Source organism: Salmonella sp. SJTUF15570, from assembly GCF_043357055.1.
Lineage (GTDB): Bacteria > Pseudomonadota > Gammaproteobacteria > Enterobacterales > Enterobacteriaceae > Salmonella > Salmonella enterica.
Genome location: NZ_JBEUKJ010000007.1, coordinates 100589 through 118222, shown reverse-complemented (window position 1 = coordinate 118222; position 17634 = coordinate 100589). Strand labels below are relative to the sequence as shown.

Here is a 17634-nt window from a genome sequence, read left to right as displayed (position 1 = left end):
TTCGGGATAAGAATGAAAAAAGAAAAGGGGCCAGACGACGAACAGACGCCGATGAAGCGCTCGCCGTCAAAGGGAGTGAATGATGTAGGTACCCGGAAAAGAGGGAGTAATGTTGTCATCATCAGCGTTCCTGGCCGTAAATGAAACACGCATACTCATAACTGCTATAAATCGATACTAACACCTCTGTCCGGGATGTCTATTCGCTTATTGTTTGTAATGGTACTTAGCGTTTTGCCGCCAAATCCTGCGCACAGGCCCAGGCGCTCGACCAGGCCCACTGGAAGTTATAGCCGCCCAACCAGCCAGTGACGTCCATCACTTCGCCGATAAAATAGAGACCCGGCACGCGGCGCGCTTCCATAGTCCGCGATGATAGTTCGTTTGTATCCACGCCGCCCAGCGTCACTTCCGCTGTCCGATAGCCTTCGGTGCCGTTAGGCTGCACTTGCCAGGCCGTAAGCGTGTCAACCAACGCCTGCTGGTCACGAACGTTCAACTGCCTGAGCGATACATCCGGGATGTGCCCCAACTGTTGTAAACACTCCACCAACCGTTTCGGCAGATGCATCGCCAGCGTGTTCTTCAGACTCTGGTTCGGGTGCGCGTTACGCTGTTCATTGAGAACGTCTTCCAGCGAGAGATCCGGCAATAAGTTAATGCTCACTAACTCGCCCGGTTGCCAGTAGCTGGAAATCTGTAAAACGGCGGGGCCGGACAGCCCACGATGGGTAAAAAGTAGGTTTTCCCGAAATACCGTGCCATTGCGGGCGGTAATCACGCAGGGCACAGAGACGCCAGACAGCGTCTGGAGCTGTTCTAACAGCGGCTTATGTAGCGTAAAGGGCACCAGCCCGGCGCGCGTCGGCAACACTCTGAGACCAAACTGTTCGGCGATTTTATAGCCAAACGGCGATGCGCCAAGCCCCGGCATCGACAGGCCGCCGCTGGCAATCACCAGCTTTTGCGTAGTCACCGTCTCGCCGTTCAACGCCAGTACGAAACCCGACTCATCACGCTCGACGCTCAGTACCTCGCTACGCAGGCGCATCGTTACGCCGCCTTTGTCGCACTCGGCAACCAGCATATCGACAATGCGTTGGGCGGAATCATCGCAAAAAAGCTGTCCCAGCGTTTTCTCATGCCAGGCTATCCCATACCTGTCGACCAGATCGATAAAATCCCACTGGGTATAGCGGGCTAACGCTGATTTACAAAAATGGGGGTTCTGGCTCAAATACGCAGCAGGCTCAACATAAAGATTAGTAAAGTTGCAGCGCCCACCGCCGGACATGAGGATTTTACGTCCTGGCTTCTTGCCATTATCGATGAGCAGCACGCGGCTACCCGCCTGTCCTGCCTGCGCGGCGCAAAACATGCCCGCTGCGCCAGCGCCTATAATAACGGCATCAAACCTTTCCACGTCGCCTTCCTCTCTCAAATTCGGGCGGGAATTGTAAAGTTTCCTCAGTGGTCGCACCAGCGCGAAAAGCGCCTGAAAATGGTATTTATCTGAAATATATAAGATAATTCTTTAGTGATATCAAACAAAGCACGAAGTACATCAAAAAAAGTCTATATTTCACTTTGCCCGCGCCGCCAAAGTCACTGATAATGCGCCGCGTTCATGTCCTCAAAATGGCGTAACGTCCTATGCTACATTTGTTTGCTGGCCTGGATTTACATACCGGGCTTTTATTATTGCTTGCTCTGGCTTTTGTGCTGTTCTACGAAGCGATTAACGGCTTCCATGACACAGCCAATGCAGTCGCAACCGTGATTTACACCCGTGCGATGCGTTCGCAACTGGCGGTTGTCATGGCGGCGGTGTTTAACTTTTTTGGCGTTTTGCTGGGGGGTCTCAGCGTGGCGTATGCCATTGTGCATATGCTACCGACAGATCTCCTGCTCAACATGGGTTCCGCGCACGGCCTCGCTATGGTCTTTTCCATGTTGCTGGCGGCGATTATCTGGAACCTCGGCACCTGGTATTTCGGGTTGCCGGCGTCCAGTTCCCACACGCTGATTGGCGCCATTATCGGCATCGGTTTAACCAATGCGATGATGACCGGCACGTCAGTGGTGGATGCGCTTAACATCCCGAAAGTTATCAATATTTTCGGTTCACTCATTATCTCCCCTATTGTCGGTCTGGTATTCGCCGGCGGTCTGATTTTCTTGCTGCGCCGCTACTGGAGCGGTACTAAGAAACGCGCCCGTATCCACCTGACGCCAGCCGAACGTGAAAAGAAAGACGGCAAGAAAAAGCCGCCGTTCTGGACGCGTATCGCGCTGATCCTCTCAGCTATCGGCGTGGCGTTTTCGCATGGCGCGAACGATGGTCAGAAAGGCATTGGCCTGGTCATGCTGGTGCTGATTGGCGTCGCGCCTGCGGGTTTCGTGGTCAATATGAATGCCTCCAGCTACGAAATCACCCGTACGCGCGATGCTATCAACAATGTCGAAACGTACTTTGAGCAGCGTCCTGACCTGCTGAAAGCCGTCACCGGCGTTGACCAACTGATTCCGTCTCCGGAACCGGGCGCGACTGAACCGACTGAATTCCACTGCCATCCGGCTAACACCATTAACGCGCTTAACCGTGCGAAAGGGATGCTGGCAAACGTGGAAAGCTACGACAAGTTAAGCGTTGAACAGCGTAGTCAGTTGCGTCGCATTATGCTGTGCATTTCCGACACGACCGATAAAGTCGTGAAATTGCCTGGCGTAAGCAGCGATGACCAGCGCCTGCTGAAAAAGCTGAAGACCGATATGTTAAGCACCATTGAGTATGCGCCGGTGTGGATCATTATGGCAGTGGCGTTGGCGCTGGGTATTGGTACGATGATCGGCTGGCGTCGCGTGGCGACCACTATCGGCGAGAAAATTGGTAAAAAAGGCATGACGTATGCGCAGGGAATGTCGGCGCAGATGACGGCGGCAGTCTCTATCGGTCTTGCCAGCTACACCGGTATGCCAGTTTCTACCACTCACGTACTCTCCTCTTCAGTGGCGGGAACCATGGTCGTTGATGGCGGCGGGTTGCAGCGTAAAACCGTGACCAGCATTCTGATGGCCTGGGTATTTACGTTACCGGCGGCGATTATTCTTTCCGGCGTGCTGTACTGGCTTTCCCTGAAGATTATTTAAGCCAAATGGGCCGGATAGCGCTGTCGCTAATCCGGCCTGTCAGGATGAAACGACACAGGCCTGATAGGCCGCTACAAGCGGCGTCATCCGGGAGGCTTATCTAACATGAGCGGGTCAGGAAACTGGCCCGCTTTTTTCATTCAGTGCCAAATCATGAGCGCAATCAAGCTCACCACCACCAAACCGCATAACGCGCTGGTCAGCAGAAACTGGCGGCGCACGCGTTCACAACGGCGAATAAATTCTTCATCATGATGATCGCGATAGCGCTGAGCGTAGATATACCATACCAGGCGCACCTGTTTGTTGGGCTGACCATGCGTGGTAAAGAAGCCGCCGCCATCGACATATTGATAGAGCAAAGGATCGCAACCACGAAGTACCACTAACAGTGCGCGTAGCGATGAGAAATAGCGCGCCATATTAACAATGCAAACGACACATAAAGCCCAGAATAGTGAGACGGTGCTTATCATATCTCCTCCCCGGCGACCCGCCCACGGAGTTCCTCTCCGGGACTACCGCTCCCCGATACCCTGCCAGACAATCAGTGAAAGAGTACTACGAAAGCCGTCCATATTAGCGCTCCGCATTCGAACGGCTCTTATACACATTGTAGGAGATCAGTTAATTTTTTTACCAGAAGGTTAATCACTATCAATGCAATTCCCTGAAAATTTTGTTTAACTAACTGGCAAGCAAGGCAGATTGACGGATTATCCTGGTCGCTATAATGTAAGGATAGTTATGGTAAACGGCTGAGCTAGCCCCGCGCATAGAGTTCGCAGGACGCGGGTGACGCGGCGGCATAAGAAACGCCAGTAGCTCAATGGTCATCGACAACTTATGGAAGGAGTAACACTATGGCTTATAAACACATTCTTATCGCAGTTGATCTCTCCCCGGAAAGTAAAGTTCTGGTTGAAAAAGCGGTCTCTATGGCGCGCCCCTACAACGCGAAAATCTCCCTCATCCACGTTGATGTGAACTATTCTGACCTGTACACCGGTCTGATTGACGTCAATCTGGGCGATATGCAGAAACGTATCTCCGAAGAAACCCACCACGCGCTGACCGAGCTGTCTACCAACGCTGGCTACCCTATCACTGAAACCCTGAGCGGTAGCGGCGATTTGGGCCAGGTGCTGGTTGACGCCATCAAGAAATACGATATGGATCTGGTCGTTTGCGGTCATCACCAGGACTTCTGGAGCAAACTGATGTCTTCTGCGCGCCAGCTGATCAACACCGTTCACGTTGACATGCTGATTGTTCCGCTGCGCGACGAAGAAGAGTAATGCTTGCCGTGCCGGCTGGCGGCTAAGACCGCATCTGGTCTATAGTCAATCAGGTTGGCCTGAACCATCAGGCAAATTCCGGCTATCAACAACAACGCCCGCTTATGTGGGCGTTTTGTTTATCCCCCCTTCTTCGCAGTACTCAGTACATCATTCCATCACACCAAACATAATTAGTGTGATCCACTAATTAGTTTGCGTATCATTTGTATAATAACCTATTGATCAGGCTAATAACCGCAGTCTATATCAGGGTAAGTCTTTTCGGCGCGTTTTGATATACGCGCTCATACGTTTCGGGATGGCATTAAAAGGCGAAGGAATATGAATACAACTGCACCTACGGGCTTGCTGCAGCAACCTCGTCCATTCTTCATGATCTTTTTTGTAGAATTATGGGAACGATTTGGCTATTACGGCGTCCAGGGCATCCTGGCGGTCTTTTTCGTTAAACAATTGGGTTTTTCTCAGGAACAGGCCTTTATTACCTTTGGCGCTTTTGCGGCGCTGGTTTATGGCCTGATCTCCATCGGCGGCTATGTTGGCGACCATCTGTTAGGGACTAAACGCACCCTGGTCCTGGGCGCGATTGTGCTGGCGATTGGCTATTTTATGACCGGCATGTCGCTATTAAATCCCGATCTGATTTTTATCGCGCTGGGTACGATTGCCGTGGGCAACGGGTTATTTAAAGCCAATCCCGCCAGCCTGCTCTCTAAATGCTATCAGCCTAAAGATCCCCGGCTGGATGGCGCTTTCACCCTGTTTTATATGTCGATTAACATCGGTTCTTTGTTATCGCTATCGCTGGCGCCGGTGATTGCCGATAAATTTGGCTATGCGGTGACCTATAATCTGTGCGGCGCTGGTTTAATTGTTGCGCTTCTGGTGTACTTCGCCTGCCGTGGCATGGTGAAAAATATCGGTTCTGAACCGGATCATAAACCGCTACGTTTTCGCAATTTGCTGCTGGTACTGCTCGGCACCGTCGTCATGATTTTCCTCTGCGCCTGGCTGATGCACAACGTTAAGATTGCCAATCTGGTGCTCATCATCCTTTCTATCGTCGTCACTATTTTCTTCTTTCGCGAAGCGTTTCGTCTGGATAAAACCGGCCGCAATAAAATGTTCGTGGCGTTTATTCTGATGATTGAAGCCGTGCTGTTTTACATTCTGTATGCGCAGATGCCTACCTCGCTGAACTTCTTTGCGATTAATAACGTGCATCATGAAATTCTTGGATTCGCCATTAACCCGGTGAGTTTTCAGGCGCTGAACCCATTCTGGGTGGTCGTCGCCAGTCCGGTACTGGCAGCGATTTACACCCGACTGGGTAGCAAAGGCAAAGATCTGACTATGCCGATGAAGTTTACGCTTGGCATGTTCCTCTGCGCGCTGGGTTTTCTGACCGCCGCCGCCGCCGGGATGTGGTTTGCCGATGCGCAAGGACTGACGTCGCCGTGGTTTATCGTGCTGGTGTATCTGTTCCAGAGTCTGGGCGAGTTGCTGATTAGCGCGCTGGGACTGGCAATGGTCGCCGCTCTGGTGCCGCAGCATCTGATGGGCTTTATTCTGGGAATGTGGTTCCTGACCCAAGCCGCCGCCTTCCTGCTCGGCGGTTATGTGGCGACCTTCACTGCCGTACCGGAAAACATCACCGATCCGTTACAGACGCTGCCCATTTATACCGGCGTCTTTAGCAAAATTGGTCTGGTAACACTGGCGGTCACCGTGGTGATGGCCATTATGGTGCCATGGTTAAACCGGATGATTAATACGCCAGGTACCGAACAGTAATACTCAGTGCCGGATGCGGCTTACGCCTTATCCGGCCTACAAATAATTGAGAATCGTAGGCCCGATAAGCGCAACGCCATCGGGCAATCCGTTACTCCGTCAGAGGGGTTCCGGCATAAATATCAAACCGATGCCCTTTGGTGACGATGGCGTTGGGCGTCGCGACATCCGCCAGCGGCGGCGCATAATCGGGACGTTTGACTACCACGCGTTTGGTCGCCAACTGACGCGCCGGTTCCAGCAGTCCGTCGGCGTCTAAATCCGGCCCCACCAACGACTGAAACACCCGCATCTCTTTCTTCACCAGCGCGCTTTTCTGCCGGTGAGGAAACATCGGATCGAGGTAGACCACCTGCGGGCGCGGCGTGATATCAGTCAACGCCGTCAGGCTGGAAGCATGAATCAGCTGCAAACGCTCCTGAAGCCAGCCGCCAATGTCCGCATCGGCGTAGCCGCGCGTCAGGCCGTCGTCGAGCAACGCGGCGACCACCGGATTACGCTCCAGCATCCGCACGCGGCAACCGACGGACGCCAGCACAAACGCATCGCGCCCCAGTCCGGCCGTGGCATCAACCACATCCGGCAGATAATCGCCTTTGATACCGACGGCTTTCGCCACCGCTTCGCCGCGCCCGCCGCCGAACTTACGTCGATGGGCCATCGCGCCGCCAACAAAATCGACGAAAATGCCGCCGAGCTTCGGTTCGTCGCGCTTGCGCAGCTCCAGATGTTGCGGCGTCAATACCAGCGCCATCGGGTTGTCTTCGTCATGCTCCAGTCCCCAGCGGGCAGCCAGAACAGATAAGGCGCCGTCTGTGGCGCCCGTTTCATCCATTAAGCAGATTTGCACGTAAAATCAGCCTTTAATCCCGTAATGCTCCAGCATCGCGTCCAGTTGTGGTTCACGGCCACGGAAGCGTTTAAAGAGTTCCATCGGCTCTTCAGAACCACCGCGAGTCAGGATGTTATCAAGGAACGACTGACCGGTCTCACGGTTGAAAATACCTTCCTCCTCAAAGCGGGAATAAGCGTCCGCCGCCAGTACGTCGGCCCACAGATAGCTGTAGTAGCCTGCCGCATAGCCGCCAGCAAAGATATGGCTGAACGCATGTGGGAAGCGGCCCCATGTCGGTGACGGCACCACGGCGACCTGTTTTTTGATTTCAAAGAGCGTCTCAAGAATTTTCGCTCCTTGCTGCGGGTTAAATTCCGCATGCAGACGGAAATCAAACAGACCGAACTCCAGTTGACGCAGAATAAACAGCGCCGCCTGATAGTTTTTCGCCGCCAGCATTTTATCCAGCAGTTCCTTCGGCAACGGCTCGCCGGTTTCATAGTGGCCGGAGATAAACGCCAACGCTTCCGGCTCCCAGCACCAGTTTTCCATAAACTGGCTTGGCAGTTCGACCGCGTCCCACGGCACGCCGCTGATACCGGAGACCCCGGCGGTCTCAATACGGGTCAGCATATGATGCAGGCCATGACCAAACTCGTGGAACAGGGTGATCACTTCGTCATGGGTAAACAGAGCGGGTTTACCGTTCACCGGACGGTTGAAATTACAGGTCAGATAAGCGACCGGCTTTTGCAATGTGCCGTCCGCCTTACGCATCTGGCCGACACAGTCGTCCATCCACGCCCCGCCGCGTTTGTGTTCGCGCGCGTACAGGTCAAGGTAGAAGCTGCCGCGCAGCTCGTTATTTTCGTCATACAGTTCAAAGAAACGCACTTCCGGGTGCCAGACATCAACGTCAGTACGCTCTTTGGCAGTGATGCCGTAAATACGTTTCACCACTTCAAACAGGCCATTCACGGCTTTGTTTTCCGGGAAGTACGGACGTAGCTGCTCATCGCTGATGCTGTACAGGTGCTGTTTTTGCTTTTCACTGTAGTACGCGATATCCCACGGTTGCAGTTCCTCAACGCCAAATTCGGCTTTGGCGAAGGCGCGCAGCTGGGCCAGCTCTTTTTCCCCCTGCGGACGGGCGCGTTTCGCCAGATCGGTTAAGAAATCGAGCACCTGCTGCGGATTTTCCGCCATCTTGGTGGCCAGTGACTCATGGGCATAATTTTCGAAGCCCAGCAGTTGCGCCAGTTCATGGCGCAGCGCAAGAATTTCTTCCATCACCGGGCTGTTATCCCACTTACCGGCGTTCGGCCCCTGGTCGGAGGCACGAGTGGAATAGGCGCGATACATCTCTTCACGCAACGCCTGGTTGTCGCAGTAGGTCATCACTGGCAGATAGCTCGGGATATCCAGAGTCAGCAGGTAACCTTCCTGCTCTTTGGCTTCCGCCTGGGCTTTAGCGGCGGCGAGCGCGCTTTCCGGCATTCCCGCCAGCTCGGCTTCGTCGGTGATGAGCTTCGTCCAGCCCATGGTGGCATCGAGCACATTATTGCTGTACTGGTTGCCCAGCTCAGACAGGCGGGTGGCGATTTCGCCGTAACGCTGCTGTTTCTCTTTCGGCAGGCCGATGCCGGACAGTTCAAAATCACGTAGCGCGTTATCAACCGCTTTCTTCTGCGCGGTATTCAGAGTGGCGTAATGATCGCCGTCGCGCAGGTCGCGGTACGCGTTGTACAACCCTTCATGCTGGCCAACCCAGGTGCTGTATTCCGACAACAGCGGCAGCGTCTGTTCGTAGGCTTCACGCAGCTCCGGGCTATTTTTCACCGAGTTTAAGTGGCTAATTGGCGAGAAAATACGCCCCAGAACATCGTCGGCTTCCGCCAACGGCTGGCAGAGGTTTTCCCAGCTATACGGCGCGCCATGCGCCACAACGCCTTCTACCGCCGCCCGGCAATCGGCCAACGCTTTGGTGACCGCAGGCACCACATGCTCCGGTTTAATTGCAGAAAAAGGCGGCAGTGAAAAAGACGTTAGTAATGGATTGGTCATATGCGCAGTCCTGTAGAAGAAGGTGAGTGGAGCGCGCTTTTGGCGCTCTCGCGATGAGATCTAGAATGGGGGATAGTAAGGGGAATTTCAATGATGGACAGCGTACAGACGTGGGTATCGCTGCAATAAGCCGCCCCTTTAACATCATCCCGGCTTACGTTTTATAAGCCGGGTGACAACGTCAGCGCGTTTTTCTCGCCATCTCGTAAGCAGCGGACAGATCCAGACGCTGCCAGAACTGTTGATCCTCGGTCTCGCCCGACAACGGATATCCTGCCGGTAACGCCGTCTCTTCCATTAACGCCTGACGCTGCGCTGGCGACAGGTTCGGCAGCGCTGTCTGTAGCAGAACATCGGCGCCTTTTGGTATTTTCAACGGCTGATGCTCGCCTTTCTGTTGCGGCAGGTTATAAGTCATGGTGAAGCGGTAGAAGGTATGCATGGCCGGATCGCGGTACGGATCGTCTTTTCCGGCCGATGCCGCGCATTCGACAATCGTCGTACCGCACTCTTTCACCAGCGCCTCGCGCAGTTGAGCGCGAGCTTCGTTGAATAACGTACGATAATACGGATCGTTAAGATAATGCGCGACATTACGCTGCGCGACCATCCGCGCGCCCATCACATCCAGCGGATAGTGTACGCCAAGGACCAGGCGAGAATAGCCATAACGCGCGCCACGAATCACCAGCGCATCAAAGCGTTCCGGGATCATTTCCGCCATCAACAGCGCATCCGTATAACCGGTATTCGTGTGTCCGCTGGGAAAAGCACCGCCACCTGCGGTATAAGGATGACCATCTTTTACCACCACATCATCCGGCGTCAAATGGATAGTATTACCCGGCACCTGGTAAGGACGCGGGTAATGAAAATATTTTTTCGCCGCGCCGGTGCTGACTTCCGAGGCTTTAATCAACGCTGCCGCTTTGCCCAACTCACCTTTATCATAAGCGGCGAGAAATGCCCGCCCCAGCCGTGGCCCCATTGCGTCGCTCAGGAAATAGAGATACTCCACGCTTTCCGCATCCGCCAGCGCCTGGTGACGGGTATTAACATCGGCATCGTGATTAATCGCCGTCACCGTCGCCAGATTGTCTTTCAATACTGCTTCCGGCAATGTATTGAAGGCGGAAAGTAGGGTAATTCCCATCTGTTGATTCTCAGTAGTATGAAAATCATAACCGCTAGCCTGTAACCAGGCATTATCCGCCTGGATGGAATTCTGTCGCATCTGAGCCAGGGCGTCGCGAGTCAACGCGGCGGTATCGCCTTGTAATACCTTACGCAACTGTGTCAGCCATTGAGCCTCAAGGTCATTAAAGGCGACGCTCGCCGAGTCGGGCGTCACGCTTTTCGCTATCGACTCCGCCTGGGACAGGGGAATATCTTTCGCCAGTGCCGGCATCGCCAGCGCCAGAGATGACGCCAGTACAGTAATGTGTAGTTTCATTATGGTTCCTTTCATTAAAAATAACGCCAGGTCAAAACCACTACCTTGTCCACAGGCGATGCTGGCCTGCGCAGTTGACGGTTTGATGATACGAACACGTCTTGCAATACTTTCACAACGCGCGAAACAACATGGCGGTACTGGGGTAATCTCTACGGATCTGCGGTAAACTATCGGCTAACTTGTTTACTTCCCGGAATATCTGCATCCATGCTCAGTTATCGTCACAGCTTTCACGCTGGCAACCACGCCGACGTCCTTAAACATACCGTTCAGAGCCTGATCATCGAGTCGCTAAAAGAGAAAGAAAAACCGTTTCTCTATCTGGACACGCACGCGGGCGCGGGGCGTTATCAGTTGGGCAGCGAACATGCTGAACGTACCGGAGAGTATCTGGAAGGCATCGCCCGTATCTGGCAGCAGGACGATCTGCCCGCCGAACTGGAACCGTATATTAGCGTCGTAAAACATTTCAACCGCAGCGGGCAGTTACGCTACTACCCGGGCTCCCCGTTAATCGCCCGCCAGTTGCTGCGTGAGCAGGACAGTCTGCAACTCACGGAATTGCATCCCAGCGACTTCCCACTGTTGCGCGCGGAGTTTCAAAAAGACAACCGCGCCCGTGTGGAACGCGCTGACGGCTATCAGCAACTGAAAGCCAAATTACCGCCGGTTTCCCGCCGCGGTCTGATCCTCATTGACCCGCCTTATGAAATGAAAACCGACTACCAGGCGGTAGTCAGCGGCATCAGCGAGGGTTATAAACGTTTCGCCACCGGGACATACGCGCTATGGTATCCGGTGGTGCTCCGCCAGCAAATTAAGCGCATGATTCATGATCTGGAGGCCACCGGCATCCGTAAAATCCTGAAAATTGAGCTGGCGATCCGCCCGGACAGCGATCAGCGCGGGATGACGGCCTCCGGTATGATCGTGGTTAACCCGCCGTGGAAACTGGAGCAGCAGATGAACAACGTGCTACCGTGGCTGCACAGCAGGTTGGCGCCAAACGGTCACGGACACACTTCGGTAAGCTGGATCGTGCCGGAGTAATCACAGCCATCGGTGGAACCTTTCACTTTCAGGTATACAATCGCGAATATTTTGGCGGGTAGCGCAGAATCTATCCGTCCGACAACGAACATAAAGGAGCGGTCATGACCAAACACTATGATTACATCGCTATCGGCGGCGGCAGCGGCGGTATCGCCTCGATTAACCGCGCCGCTATGTACGGCCAGAAATGCGCGCTCATCGAAGCCAAAGAGCTGGGCGGCACCTGTGTTAACGTGGGCTGCGTGCCGAAGAAAGTGATGTGGCATGCCGCGCAGATTCGTGAAGCGATTCATCTGTATGGCCCGGACTACGGTTTTGACGCCACGATTAATCAGTTCGACTGGAGCAAGCTGATTGCCAGCCGTACCGCGTATATTGACCGCATCCATACTTCATACGACAACGTGCTGGGCAAAAATAACGTGGATGTGATTAAAGGCTTTGCCCGCTTTGTCGATGCCAAAACCATTGAAGTGAACGGCGAAACCATCACCGCCGACCATATTTTGATCGCTACCGGCGGCCGTCCGAGCCATCCGGGCATTCCAGGCGTGGAATACGGCATTGATTCCGACGGTTTCTTTGCGCTGTCTGCCTTGCCGGAGCGCGTCGCGGTGGTAGGCGCAGGTTATATCGCCGTTGAACTGGCTGGCGTTATCAACGCGCTGGGGGCGAAAACGCATCTGTTTGTCCGTAAACATGCGCCGCTGCGCAGTTTTGACCCAATGATTAGCGAAACGCTGGTTGAGGTGATGAACGCCGAAGGCCCGCAACTGCATACTCACGCCGTGCCGAAAGCGGTGGTGAAAAACGCCGACGGCAGTCTGACTTTGGAACTGGAAGATGGCCGCAGTGAAACCGTTGATTGCCTGATCTGGGCCATTGGTCGCGAACCGTCGACCGACAATATTAATCTGGCGGCGGCGGGCGTGAAAACCAATGAAAAAGGTTACATCATTGTCGATAAATTCCAGAATACCAACGTTGAAGGCATTTACGCCGTTGGCGATAACACCGGCGCAGTGGAGTTAACGCCAGTCGCCGTCGCCGCCGGTCGCCGTCTCTCCGAACGCCTGTTTAACAACAAGCCGGACGAGCATCTGGACTACAGCAACATCCCGACCGTGGTCTTTAGCCATCCGCCTATCGGCACCGTCGGGTTAAGCGAGCCACAGGCGCGCGAGCAGTACGGCGACGAGCAGGTAAAAGTCTATAAATCATCGTTTACCGCTATGTATACCGCGGTGACGACGCACCGCCAGCCGTGCCGTATGAAGCTGGTCTGCGTCGGGCCGGAAGAAAAAATTGTGGGTATCCACGGTATCGGCTTCGGCATGGATGAAATGTTGCAGGGCTTCGCGGTAGCGCTGAAGATGGGCGCTACCAAGAAAGACTTCGATAATACCGTCGCCATCCACCCGACCGCATCGGAAGAGTTTGTGACCATGCGTTAAGATCTTGTGCGCCCATCTTCGAGGGTGGGCGCACAAGCCTGCATGATTAATACGTACTGAAATAACTCTGGATCAGTTCCGGATTACGCGTCTGAGTTAATGCCGTCATCAGCAACACTCGCGCCTTCGCCGGGTTGAGCGAGTCAGACACCAGCCCTGGCTGCCCTTTATCCAACGGTACTACGCCGTTTCCGGTGCGGGAAGCGCGCACCACGATAATCCCGGCTTTCTCCGCTTTTTTAATCCCCGCGTCGCTGCGTACCGAGACCGAACCTGCGCCGGTTCCGGCATAAATAATACCGTCCGCGTGATGGGCGATCGCCGCATCATACATATATTCCGGGTCGTCCTGATAGCCGTAAATAATCACCACATTGGGTAATTTTTTGATATTACGTACGTCAAAAACAGATCGCAGGGTATGAATTTTTTCCACCCGCGTTTCGAACTGTGGCTGACCATTAACGATGACCCCCAGATAGCCCTCTTCCGGCGCTTTAAAGGTATCCAGAGTCGTGGCATTAGTTTTCGTCACAAAACGCGCCGAACCAATACGATCGTTTAAAACCACCATCACACCACGTCCCTTCGCATTCGGGTCAGCAGCCACCGTGACCGCTTCCAGCAGGTTCATTGCGCCATCGGCGCTGATTGCCGACGCGGGCCGCATTGCAGCGGTAAACACCACCGGTTTGTCGCTTTTCACGGTCAAATTAAGAAAGTAGGCGGTTTCATCGAGCGTGTCAGTGCCGTGAGTAATAACCACACCGTCAACATCGTCCCGCGCCAATAACGCATTCACCTTCTGTGAAAGTTTCAGGATAATATCGCTGGTCATATTTTCGCTACCAATATTCGCCACCTGCTCGCCGTCAACGCGAGCGATATTATTCATTTCCGGCACGGCATTTATTAATGTTTGCACGCCAAGTTCACCGGATTTATATCCGGCGGTTTGCGTATTATTGGCTGCCGTCCCGGCGATGGTACCGCCTGTCGCGAGAATAACAATATGCGGTAGTGACGTTGCGCTAAATACACAGTGGCTGATGAGCAGCAACACGGTGGCCATGAAAACTCTGATTTTCATTTTCTTCCTCTGAATTAAAAATAATAAGTGACGTGTGCTATAAAAATATTAATAACAATCAGGCCAGGACCATTTTTCCTATTAACAGCCCGACAATGACCGAGACAATCACGTTAACTAATCCCGGACGCATAAAACTATGGTTAAGCACATATTTGCCGATACGCGTCGTACCGGTATCGTCAAAAGCCAGCGCCGCCAGACACTGCCCCGCCACCGGAATAAAGAAATAGCCGTTAACGGCAGGCCAGGAGCCGATTAATGCATAAGCGGGCAACCCTAACGCCAGCCCCAGCGGCAACAGAATTAACGTCGTTGCCGCCTGGCTGCTGACCATAGCGGACACGAAAAACATCATAATGGCGATAAGCCAGGTATGCTGTTGCAATAGAGTTTGCACTTCTGCCTTAATCAACGCGATATGACCATTCACGAACGTCTCACTCATCCAGGCCAGGCCGAAGGCGCAGACAATCGCCAGCGCGCCCGCCCGAAATACCGTACCGCTGATAATCTGATCGACCTGCGGCCGACATAACAACACAATCAGGCAGGCAAAAGAGAGCATCGTAATCTGGATAGCGGCGGACATCGAAAGCGGTTGTAGCCCTTTCGCTGTTTCCACCATGGGCCGCAGCGCCGGAATCAGTCCTAACAGAACGATAACGATCGCGCTGGTCAGAAATAACGCCACCGACAATTTGGCGCGCGAAGTGACCACCGTATTTTTACTTTCTTTCTGCGCAGGTTTAATTAACCCTTCAGCAAGCCGACGTTGATATTCCGGATCGTCTTTTAACTCTTTTCCTTTATTAAAGGTCGCTATTGCCCCCATCGCTACACCGATTAACGTGGCGGGCACACAAATCATCATTATGGTTGAAATAGAGACGCCCAACGGCGCCATTAAACCAATCATCGCCGCCATGGCGGCAGATATAGGACTGGCGGTGATCGCCTGTTGCGATGCGATAACGGAAATAGATAAAGGACGTTCCGGTCGAATACCAGAATCCCGTGCGACTTCAGAAATAACCGGTAACAAGCTATAAACGACATGCCCCGTTCCTGACATAAAAGTGAAGATATAACAGATAAACGGCGCTAATAACGTAATGTAACGAGGGTGGCGACGCAGAATTTTTTCCGCCAGTTTGACCAGTAAATCCAGCCCGCCGGAGGCCTGTAAAGAAGCGGCCGCCAGGACAACAGAAAGAATAATCAGAATAACATCAATCGGTGGCGTAGAAGGCGTCAAGCCAAAAATAAAAACCATCACGCCGACGCCTAACCCGCCGACCATCCCTAAAAATACGCCGCCGATCCTGGCGCCTATCATCAGGGCCACAAGGATAAAACATAATTCCGTCCAAAACATACTTCCTCCTGGGTTATCTGGAGTGAGTGTCGCTTTACATTGAGAGACGTAACCTATTGTGCAAACGGTTTACCAAAACCAAATGCGCCGTAATGAGATAACGCCTGCGCCGCCGATTTCCCGCCCTGCCGCATGGCGCGTAACACGCTTTCTTTATCGGGTTCCGCCATACCCGATTGCAAAATGGAAAGCAAAAAACCGGTTAAGAAGGCGTCGCCTGCGCCCAGCGTATCGACAGGTTCGATATAAGCAGGTTGCCACTCCAGATAATCCGCGCCGGAAAAATAATAAACTTTTTCATGCCCGCAGGTGGCAATAATATGCCGACAGCCATAACGATAAAGTTTATTGAGTTTTATTTTGATTTCATCTGGCGATAACCCGCTACAGGAGACAAATCCATAATCTACCCACGGGCATACCTTTTCAAAATAGTCGTCTGTACCGCGCCCGGAAAAATCAAAAGAGAGTAAGACGGTTTGTTGTTTAATTTTCTCCAGTTCCGATTCCAGGTGGCCGTTAATACTGGAATGGACTAAGGTAAATTGTGATATATAGCGAAGATCGTCGTCAGACAGGCTAAAAGGATGTTCCCGCAATACGCCGTTTTTGTTGCTGGCGACAAATTGCCGATCGCCATGCGAGAGACGGATACAGGCATACCCATTTTCGCCGGTATAATGGCGGCTGTGAGAGATGTCTATCTGTAGCTGGTGTAATACATCCTGTACGTGCTGCGCGGCGTCGTCATTGCCAAACGCCCCCATAAACGCGCTGGGGATGTCTGCTAATTTCGCATAGACAGCAAAATTTAATGCATTACCGCCGGGGTACATGATGCCGGAATGCAGGTATTTATCGACAACGTTGTCGCCAATACCCAATACGCTGATGCTCATCATTATTCCTTGTTTGTCTTTACAATAAAAAGCGTCCCTGCTTTTTTATCCATCCTGATGTAATTAATATTCCACTTTCCACATATAGCGGCGCGTCGTTAACGGATGCTGACGAGCCTCAGCTAACGCCCGATTGTAAACGGGATAAACGTTATTAAAGAGAGAGTGGTTAAAGTAATCAATAACCGTGGTTTTAATGGTCGATAGCCCCAGCTCTTTCGCATCGACAACTTCAATCCGGCGGCCATATTTTTTCAGGAAGTTTAACGCGCGTTCATCCACCGCCCGCGTATTGCCCTCGGAAAACTGGAAGAAGAAAGGCGTATTCGCATCGGTAATTTCAAACGGCCCGTGGAAAAACTCACCGCTATGAATACAGGCGGAATGTATCCATTGCATTTCCATAAAGATACAGATGCTCTGCAGGTAGGCTGCGCCATAGCCCGCGCCGCTGGCGACGGTGTAAATGACTTTATCGTCTTTATATTCCTGCGCGAACGCCTGCGCGCGTTCCGCAACCTGCTCGCAAGCGCGCCAGACGATACGGTTGATTTTGCTGACGCCATCCTGAAAATCGTCGTAGTGCGCATACCCTTCCGTCTGCTGGAGCAGTTCGACCGCACTCAGCAGGCCTTTCATCGTTTTCTCTCCGGCAATATCTTTACCGTCGCCAAACGTGTACGTTTCCACATAGTCGCAATGCGCCACCAACGGTGAATCCATTATCCAGGTTAAACCAATGACCGGCGCGCCGTGCTGACGGGCGATTTCAGCCGCTTTAATTGTCTCTGGCGTATTACCTTTGTGGGAGGCGACAACCACAACGGCATTTTCTCCCAGCGCTACCGGCGGGTTGTTAATAAATTCTCCGCTGTTATACAGACCGACAGTCAACGCTTTCGCTTCTTTTTCTAAGAATGCTTTCGCCGGATAGAACGCCGCATAAGAACCGCCGCACGCCACATAATAGACGTGTTTAATGCCTCCTTTCTCTGCCTGGCTGGTCACAATATTGCTAACTGTCTCTTTCATACCCATCATGCTTTCCTCTGGTTCCATCAATGATACAGGCGAGGATTCGCCATAAATGACTCATAATGTATTGTTATTTTTATATGACATTTAAATACATTTGATCAAGATGGAAAGCAAAAAAAATC

14 protein-coding genes are annotated in these 17634 nt (G+C 52.8%); 5 read left to right on the top strand and 9 right to left on the bottom strand.

The window, feature by feature from the left end:
- Window positions 1-226 precede the first annotated feature (226 nt).
- Window positions 227-1423, bottom strand: coding sequence for an NAD(P)/FAD-dependent oxidoreductase (locus tag ABVN44_RS15620; RefSeq protein ID WP_023232286.1), 1197 nt, complete (start codon window positions 1421-1423; stop codon window positions 227-229).
- A 230-nt stretch (window positions 1424-1653) separates the two neighbouring features.
- On the opposite strand from ABVN44_RS15620, the gene pitA reads away from it, so the two are divergent.
- The gene (gene pitA, locus ABVN44_RS15615) at window positions 1654-3150 is read left to right on the top strand and encodes an inorganic phosphate transporter PitA (RefSeq protein WP_000902764.1); all 1497 of its coding nucleotides are present in this window, start codon (window positions 1654-1656) and stop codon (window positions 3148-3150) included.
- A gap of 140 nt (window positions 3151-3290) precedes the next feature.
- Here the strand turns inward: pitA and uspB are convergent, their stop codons facing one another.
- The gene (uspB, locus tag ABVN44_RS15610) at window positions 3291-3626 is read right to left on the bottom strand and encodes a universal stress protein UspB (protein ID WP_000626193.1); all 336 of its coding nucleotides are present in this window, start codon (window positions 3624-3626) and stop codon (window positions 3291-3293) included.
- Between the two features lie 387 nt (window positions 3627-4013).
- Here uspB and uspA point away from each other — a divergent pair, with 387 nt between their 5' ends.
- Both uspA and dtpB read left to right on the top strand, forming a co-directional pair.
- The gene (gene uspA, locus ABVN44_RS15605) at window positions 4014-4448 is read left to right on the top strand and encodes a universal stress protein UspA (RefSeq protein WP_000323565.1); all 435 of its coding nucleotides are present in this window, start codon (window positions 4014-4016) and stop codon (window positions 4446-4448) included.
- Window positions 4449-4772: 324 nt separating this feature from the next.
- The gene (gene dtpB / locus ABVN44_RS15600; RefSeq protein ID WP_001098270.1) at window positions 4773-6245 is read left to right on the top strand and encodes a dipeptide/tripeptide permease DtpB; all 1473 of its coding nucleotides are present in this window, start codon (window positions 4773-4775) and stop codon (window positions 6243-6245) included.
- A 91-nt stretch (window positions 6246-6336) separates the two neighbouring features.
- Here the strand turns inward: dtpB and rsmJ are convergent, their stop codons facing one another.
- The 3 genes from rsmJ to ABVN44_RS15585 form a co-directional block, all read right to left on the bottom strand.
- Window positions 6337-7095 carry a 16S rRNA (guanine(1516)-N(2))-methyltransferase RsmJ gene (rsmJ, locus tag ABVN44_RS15595; RefSeq protein WP_001165127.1) on the bottom strand — a complete coding sequence of 253 codons (759 nt, stop codon included), beginning with the start codon at window positions 7093-7095 and terminating at the stop codon, window positions 6337-6339.
- Window positions 7096-7101: 6 nt separating this feature from the next.
- Window positions 7102-9144 carry an oligopeptidase A gene (gene prlC / locus ABVN44_RS15590; protein WP_000184178.1) on the bottom strand — a complete coding sequence of 681 codons (2043 nt, stop codon included), beginning with the start codon at window positions 9142-9144 and terminating at the stop codon, window positions 7102-7104.
- A 181-nt stretch (window positions 9145-9325) separates the two neighbouring features.
- Window positions 9326-10597: a phosphatase PAP2 family protein gene (locus ABVN44_RS15585; RefSeq protein WP_198870407.1), complete on the bottom strand. Its 1272-nt coding sequence runs from the start codon at window positions 10595-10597 to the stop codon at window positions 9326-9328.
- 210 nt (window positions 10598-10807) lie between these two features.
- Between ABVN44_RS15585 and ABVN44_RS15580 the strand changes: the two genes are divergently transcribed.
- Together ABVN44_RS15580 and gorA are read left to right on the top strand one after the other, a co-directional pair.
- Entirely contained in the window at window positions 10808-11650 is an 843-nt protein-coding gene (locus ABVN44_RS15580; RefSeq protein WP_023232288.1) for a 23S rRNA (adenine(2030)-N(6))-methyltransferase RlmJ, read from the top strand.
- A gap of 104 nt (window positions 11651-11754) precedes the next feature.
- The gene (gene gorA, locus ABVN44_RS15575; protein WP_023232289.1) at window positions 11755-13107 is read left to right on the top strand and encodes a glutathione-disulfide reductase; all 1353 of its coding nucleotides are present in this window, start codon (window positions 11755-11757) and stop codon (window positions 13105-13107) included.
- A gap of 46 nt (window positions 13108-13153) precedes the next feature.
- On the opposite strand, the gene fraE is transcribed toward gorA, so the two are convergent.
- From fraE to fraB, 4 genes are all read right to left on the bottom strand, one after another.
- Complete coding sequence (gene fraE, locus ABVN44_RS15570; protein ID WP_023232290.1) at window positions 13154-14197, bottom strand: fructose-asparagine asparaginase; 1044 nt, start codon at window positions 14195-14197, stop codon at window positions 13154-13156.
- A 58-nt stretch (window positions 14198-14255) separates the two neighbouring features.
- Complete coding sequence (locus ABVN44_RS15565; protein ID WP_000498935.1) at window positions 14256-15575, bottom strand: anaerobic C4-dicarboxylate transporter family protein; 1320 nt, start codon at window positions 15573-15575, stop codon at window positions 14256-14258.
- Window positions 15576-15628: 53 nt separating this feature from the next.
- Window positions 15629-16474, bottom strand: a complete 846-nt coding sequence (gene fraD / locus ABVN44_RS15560; protein ID WP_023232291.1) for a fructose-aspartate kinase — start codon at window positions 16472-16474, stop codon at window positions 15629-15631.
- A gap of 63 nt (window positions 16475-16537) precedes the next feature.
- The gene (fraB, locus tag ABVN44_RS15555) at window positions 16538-17515 is read right to left on the bottom strand and encodes a 6-phosphofructose-aspartate deglycase (protein ID WP_077248388.1); all 978 of its coding nucleotides are present in this window, start codon (window positions 17513-17515) and stop codon (window positions 16538-16540) included.
- Between the last annotated feature and the right edge of the window lie 119 nt (window positions 17516-17634).